This window comes from Thalassoroseus sp. (genome assembly GCF_984380535.1).
The window spans coordinates 199,350-205,805 of record NZ_CFHRBF010000017.1 but is presented as its reverse complement, the minus strand read 5'-3'; the positions used below and the strand labels follow the sequence as shown (position 1 = coordinate 205,805).

Below are 6,456 nucleotides of genomic sequence, written 5' to 3'. Positions count from 1 at the left end.
CTTGATCGATTGCTCGATCGAGGTGACTTGCAATCGGAGTGTTTCACTCGCGATGAAACCGGAGGGGTTGTCCTTCCCCGAGTTGATTTGCAAACCGGTCGACAATCGCGTCAGCGATGTGTCGAGCATCTTGTTGGCTTTGTTGTAGTTACGCAGCCCGCGAAGCGAGGCGACGTTTGTATTAATTCGTGACATGTAGCTGAGCCTTTCTGACTACCACTCTCTTCCCGAATCACTTCGGGGGGAATCGAACGGATGGGGGTGACCGGACTACTTCTTCAGTGGTCGCGGGGGAATCTATTCATAGGAGCCGCAATCCATTATGCGAGCACAGTCGAAATCGTCCGGGTTCGAGATCCGGTTGTGAAAATGCGTCCGTGTTGTCACAGTCTCGGAAGCACTGACCCGCGGGAGTCGCGAACGTCCCTTGGAGTGCCCTTTACAGAGTGCCAACAGTCCAGGAACCCTAAAAAAGCATCGGATCAGACCGACACATCTCTAGGATTCGAGACGGCAAGAACTCAGTCTCTGTTTAAATATCGGTTGCAAAATCGCAACAGGCCATGAAAACTGGGGGAAATAGAAAGAAAGGTGGGACTAGGTAAGGTTTTGCGTTGGCGGTATCGCTGAATTGCGGCCAACCGGCAGGATCGGTAGAACTGGAACGGGTCGGCTCGAGAGGGAAGTTGGCAACCGAGCAGCATATCCGTGCAAGGTCGCAGAGCCTAAGGGGAGATGTCGGAAAGTCTTTTCTTCTCACGAGTTGCGTGACGAGATCGTGAGAAGATCAACCCGGAACGAATCCGTTGGACAGGGCATTAGAGAGCAAGGTCGATGCGGCGAATGACGCAGAACGCGTCATCACGTCACTCAGGTTGTTCTTCGGTCGAAGTTGAAGAATTTTTTTGACCCGGGCGTTTGGAACCGCCGTCTCGTTTGATGGCGTCGTAGACCTCTTGGCGATGCACCGGGATCTCGACCGGGGCTTGAATCCCCAGCCGGACTTTGTCGCCGCGGATGTCGACGATCGTGATCACGATATTATCCCCAATGATGATACTTTCGTCGCGCTGTCTCGATAGAACCAACATGGGATGAACTCCTTTTCATTTTCAATTGGGCGACCAGGACCGGCAAGCCGACAGTTTGAAGTTGCACATGGAAGAAATCGACGTTCCGACCAGCGCGGGAAAACGCCCACGAGGGTGCGGACGAACCGACGGAACGACGGCTCTTTCAAACACTCTTGTCAACTTACCGATGCAAACCGATCGCGGGGGCGGCGGTGACTCCTGTTGGCGAAGCGGGTCAATCCTGCCCGAACGCCATCTCGCATCGACATGCCTACAGAATCGGCACACCGATCACAGAATTTCGCGATTGCTTGCTCGTTTTTTGAACAGGAGCCGAAACGAATGAGAAACCTTACCGGTTCTGTGTGTGATGTCGAATCGCCGACCCGCCCCGGAATCCTTTCATGTCGCGAGCCTACGTGTTGCGATGGCCACTCCGGTGCGGTAATTTGAACGGATTCCCGGAGTCGCACGGTTTGCGATTTGTGATCTTCCCTCCTGACTCTTCGAGATTCCAAAAAGAAGTAGCCTTCCATGACGACGCTGTTCATTGTGCTCGGAGCCATTATCGCGTACCTGATCGCGTACCACACCTATGGGCGGTGGTTGGCTCGGAAAATCTTCCAGCTCGACTCTGATGCCAATGTCCCCAGCGTGGCCTTGAACGATGACTGCGATTACGTACCGACATCCAAGGGCATCGTGTTCGGGCATCACTTCACCAGCATCGCAGGAACCGGACCGATCGTCGGGCCGGCGATTGCAATTATGTGGGGTTGGGTGCCAGCTCTCGTATGGGTGTTGTTCGGTTCGATTTTCTTCGGTGCGGTGCACGATTTCGGTTCGCTGATCATCAGCATGCGAAACCGCGGACAAACGGTTGGCGACATTGCTGGCCGGTTACTCAACCCGCGTGTGCGGATTCTGTTTCTGCTGATTCTTCTGTTCTCGCTGTGGATTGTGTTGGCGATTTTCGGTTTGGTGATCGCCTCGGTGTTCAAGATGTTTCCGGCTTCGATTCTGCCGGTGTTTTTGCAGATTCCGGTGGCCGTCGCGATTGGCGTATGGCTGCACCGGAAAGGGGCCAACCTACTCGTGCCATCGCTTCTGGCGCTTGGCGTGATGTATTTGACGGTCTGGCTGGGAGCAGGTTGCCCGGGAGTCGCCGGTGATGGCGGTGCCCTCGGTGCTGGCATCCGAAGCATCAATGAAACGCTCGCGGGTTGGCCGCTCTCGGTGTGGACTGCGATTTTGCTCATTTATTGTTACATCGCGAGCGTGCTGCCGGTGTGGATGTTGCTGCAACCTCGCGATTACATCAACAGTTTGCAACTGATTTCAAGTTTGGGTTTGGTCGTCGTTGCCGTCATCGTGACGGGATTGATCGGTGTCGACGGACAAGCCGTCACCATGGTCGCACCCGCGATTGAACTCAGCCCAACCAATGCCCCGCCGATCATGCCGGTGTTGTTCATTACAATTGCCTGTGGCGCGATTAGTGGGTTTCACTGTCTTGTTTCTAGCGGAACATCCAGCAAACAAGTCAAGAACGAGAAGGACGCCCAGTTCGTCGGTTACGGTTCGATGTTGACCGAAGGTTTTCTCGCCATCATCGTGATTCTCGCGGTCGCTGCGGGAATTGGACTCGGTTGGCCCGATCACGCCACGCTTGGCGGCCAAACCGGTGGCACACTGTGGAACAGTATTTATGCCGACTGGAACGCTGCCAACGCCGGATTGGCGGTGAAAATTGGCGCGTTTGTCGTCGGAGCGGCGAATTTCTTGGAAGGCATTGGCGTCAATCATGCGATGGCGGTCGCTATCATGGGCGTGCTCGTTGCGTCATTCGCTGCCACTACACTCGATACCGCCACGCGTCTGCAACGTTATGTGATTCAAGAGTTGAGTTCCGCCGTCGGTGAGCAAGCCCCCGCGATGCAACCAATCATGCGACCGTTACAGAACGCGCACGGGGCGACGATGTTCGCCGTCGTCACGGCATTCGCCTTGGCACTCGTTCCGGCACCCGGACAGGCATGGACCTGGGCTGATGCCGGCAAAGGCGGTTTGATCCTTTGGCCATTGTTCGGGGCTACCAACCAACTTCTCGGCGGGTTGGCCTTCCTCGTGATTTCGTTCTGGTTGTGGCGACGAGGCAAACCGGTGTTGTTCGCCATTGTGCCCGCGATCTTCATGCTGATCATGCCGGCCTGGGCGATGATTTCCCAAATTCCCGGTTGGCTCGAACCCGGCCAAGAACGCCCGCTGTTGGTCGGCATCGCTGCCGTCACCTTGGCACTCGAAGCCTGGATGATCGTCGAAGCTATGCTCATGTGGCCTAAAACCAAAGGCGTCTTGGAGAAAACGTTGCCACCACTTCCTCAACCACCCGCAACGACACAGACCCAACCGCAGACGTGAATGTTCAAGTCCGTCGGAATCAAGATTCTCATTTTCGGCCAGTCGCTAGGGCTGTTCTCCGCCGGACTGTTCACAATGTGGTATTCAGACGATTTGATGAGCTGGCTGATCTGGCTCGTGGGGGAAGAATACGCTCTCGGCGAAGACAGCGTCATCATGCTAGAGAACGGCAGCAAATTGCTAACGAATCCGACTGCCATGCTGATTTGGACATTGCCAATCTGGGCATTGGGACTGCTGCAGATCTCGGCCGCAGTGACGTTGGTCTGGCTCGGGTTAAAGTGGGGCGATTCGGCACCCATGCACGTTCACCGGATTGGCGAGGGTCGCAATCCTGGTTAGGATAGGGCTCTCGAATTCAATTTTTCCCCAGTGAGCACCACATGAGTTCCTCTCACGAGCACAATCGTTTGATGGAAGTCGAGACTGCGCTGATGCACTTGCAGCGGGATTTCGAGGAATTGAATTCCGTCGTTCTCGCGCAGCGAGCCGAGTTGGATCGGCAACGCACGGTCATCGCGGAACTGCAGCGGATATTGCAGCGAGCGATGCACGAAGACGAGGAGACGACGGAAGACACCGTTGATCAGATGCTACTGCTTGACGTGCCCCCTAATCATCGAAGATGACAGAAACGGAGACGCGGTGGACGAACAATCCCCAGAAATGTTGGAAGCCTCGATCGCCCTGCTCTCGCCGGAGGAAGTCGAACAGGCCCAGAAAACGCTGCTGCGATTGGTAGACGGGTTGGAACGGGTCATTCTCGGGCAACGTGAGTTGCTCGAATTGGTCGTGATCTGTTTGCTTGCCCAAGGGCATATGCTCTTGGAAGGTCTGCCGGGCTTGGGCAAGACGGAATTGATCAAAACCCTTTCCGCGTTACTCGGTCTTGAGTTTCGTCGCGTGCAATTTACGCCCGACTTGTTGCCGAGCGATATTATTGGCGCTCCTATCCTCGAAGACGCCGACGGACACCGTCGGTTTGTGTTCCATCGTGGGCCGATCTTTGCGAACTTGTTGCTTGCGGACGAAATCAACCGGGCCACTCCGAAGACGCAAGCTGCGTTGCTCGAAGCCATGCAAGAACGCCGAGTGACCGTGATGGGCGAAACGCACCGGTTGCCCGCTCCATTTTTCGTGCTCGCCACGCAGAACCCAATCGAGTTGGAAGGCACGTACCCGCTTCCGGAAGCGCAGCTCGACCGGTTCACGTTCAAGCTAGATGTGCATGGCGTTTCTAGCGACACTCTCGAAGAAATCATCAACACTCGCCGACATGGTCGTCCGCCAAAAGTCGATACAGTGTTGTCTCAGGAAGAGTTCACACAGTTGTTCGACCAAGTCGATCAAATTCACTTGCCACGGGCGGTCGCCGGGTTCATCGCCCGTTTGGTGTCGGCAACCAACCCCCAAAATAAAACTGCTCCCGAGGAAGTTCGCCGATTCGTGCGATTTGGGGCCTCGCCACGGGCGGCGATTGCACTCGCGGGCACTTCCCGAGCGGCAGCGTTACTGGCGGGCAAACCGAACGTCGGGTTCGACGAAGTTCGACGAGTGGCGGTGAGTGTGCTGAGTCATCGATTGATTCTCGATTACAGCGCCCGATTAGAAGGTTGGACACCGCAACGTGTCGTCGAATTGCTCTTAGATGCGGTTCCCGAAGTCGCACGCGAATTACCCGCCGACGTTCGAGCAACTTAGACTGTCTCATGGACTTCTAGGTCAGTGAAGGATGCAGGAAACGCTCGCGTTTACTGAACTCCGTGAGATAGAAACCGTAAGAATTCAAAGTTGCTCACGTCGACGGGTTCGCATTTTTATTTGAAATGACAATTACGTTATCACTAGGCGGCAGCGGCCGTTCGGCGTGTGGGGAAGTCTTCCGGCAACCCCGCACCGGTGATCGCACCGAATACAGCTGCCCCAAGCGACAAGACTAACGCTGCAAAGGTCAACCAGGCGATTTCCGTGGCGTTACCGGTGATCCAGGTGCTCGGTGAATCTGATTTGTTGACCATCGTTCGCACTGTTTCAGCTTGTTCGCTGTTTAGACCGGCTTCGGTCAAGGCTGCATCGTCTAACTCGATTCCGGGTGTCGTTTCGTTCGTCCCCACAGAACCAAATCCCATATTGACTGCCGACAACGGCATCAGCGGCACCATGACTATCGTCAGAGCCCAAAGGATTGCCCCGTAAATGCTCGGTTCGAGATAGTCGGACTCGCCAACTGTCAGTTGCGAAATCGTAAGACCACCCACGAACAATGACGCCAGTGTCGTGATGGAAATCCAAGCACCGACAAAAGTTCGCAACCCGTCAGCACCAAGCACATTCGCTAAACACAGCGACAACGCAAAACCGAGGACCGTCAGTGTGATACTCGAGGCGAGCGTGACGAAGAATCCGGCGAGCACTGCACTCCAACGAATGCGTGTGCCGAGTGAAGCGATTCCCTCTGCACCTGATGCAACCGTTCGACCTGTAGTCTGAGATCGACTTTCGGAATCGCCGTTGTCCGGGGACTTCACATCACGAATTCGACCATCACGTCCGTGAATGACAACATTCGCGTCTCCCTTTGCTATCTCGACGGCATGCTCTACGGCTTCCTTCTGCGTCGAGTGGGTAGAAACTGCATCGGATTTGCCTTCTTCCTTAATGGCCCATCCCTCTTCGTGCGTTACAACGTGTAGGTTCGTTGACACTCTCTCGTCTCCTTGATGATGTTCGTGAAATCTGAGGCAATCGGAGTGCGTTCCGAGACTTAACGCGTGAGGATGATCCACAAGGCGTGAATGATTCCCGGAATGAATCCCAATAGTGTGAGCACGATGCTCAGCCAAAAGTGCAGACCCAATCCGACTTGCAGAAACACTCCAACCGGGGGCAACAGAATGGCAAACAGAATCCGAATGACGTCGCCGCCGGTCGCTTGTAAGGTGGTCATGGAAAATATCCTTCG

Annotated in this window: 8 protein-coding genes; 4 read left to right on the top strand and 4 right to left on the bottom strand. The window is 55.1% G+C overall.

Annotated features, from left to right (window positions below; all coding sequences use genetic code 11):
- Both AC5DDB_RS22715 and csrA read right to left on the bottom strand, forming a co-directional pair.
- The coding region (locus tag AC5DDB_RS22715; RefSeq protein ID WP_491742043.1) for a flagellin at positions 1-195 on the bottom strand (195 nt) is incomplete at its 3' end.
- A gap of 671 nt (positions 196-866) precedes the next feature.
- Complete coding sequence (csrA, locus tag AC5DDB_RS22710) at positions 867-1,091, bottom strand: carbon storage regulator CsrA (protein WP_491742042.1); 225 nt, start codon at positions 1,089-1,091, stop codon at positions 867-869.
- A 516-nt stretch (positions 1,092-1,607) separates the two neighbouring features.
- Between csrA and AC5DDB_RS22705 the strand changes: the two genes are divergently transcribed.
- The 4 genes from AC5DDB_RS22705 to AC5DDB_RS22690 are packed head-to-tail and all read left to right on the top strand — an operon-like array spanning position 1,608 to position 5,195.
- On the top strand, positions 1,608-3,494 hold the full coding sequence (locus tag AC5DDB_RS22705) for a carbon starvation CstA family protein (RefSeq protein WP_491742041.1): 1,887 nt from the start codon (positions 1,608-1,610) through the stop codon (positions 3,492-3,494).
- Positions 3,495-3,836 carry a hypothetical protein gene (locus AC5DDB_RS22700; protein ID WP_491742040.1) on the top strand — a complete coding sequence of 114 codons (342 nt, stop codon included), beginning with the start codon at positions 3,495-3,497 and terminating at the stop codon, positions 3,834-3,836. It abuts the gene before it with no gap.
- Between the two features lie 41 nt (positions 3,837-3,877).
- Positions 3,878-4,123 (top strand): SlyX family protein, encoded by a 246-nt coding sequence (locus AC5DDB_RS22695; protein ID WP_491742039.1) that lies wholly within the window; start codon positions 3,878-3,880, stop codon positions 4,121-4,123.
- Between the two features lie 37 nt (positions 4,124-4,160).
- The gene (locus AC5DDB_RS22690) at positions 4,161-5,195 is read left to right on the top strand and encodes an AAA family ATPase (protein ID WP_491742045.1); all 1,035 of its coding nucleotides are present in this window, start codon (positions 4,161-4,163) and stop codon (positions 5,193-5,195) included.
- A gap of 143 nt (positions 5,196-5,338) precedes the next feature.
- Here AC5DDB_RS22690 and AC5DDB_RS22685 read toward each other — a convergent pair whose 3' ends face one another.
- Complete coding sequence (locus AC5DDB_RS22685) at positions 5,339-6,199, bottom strand: DUF2188 domain-containing protein (protein WP_491742038.1); 861 nt, start codon at positions 6,197-6,199, stop codon at positions 5,339-5,341.
- A 59-nt stretch (positions 6,200-6,258) separates the two neighbouring features.
- Positions 6,259-6,441 (bottom strand): YqaE/Pmp3 family membrane protein, encoded by a 183-nt coding sequence (locus AC5DDB_RS22680; RefSeq protein ID WP_491742037.1) that lies wholly within the window; start codon positions 6,439-6,441, stop codon positions 6,259-6,261.
- Between the last annotated feature and the right edge of the window lie 15 nt (positions 6,442-6,456).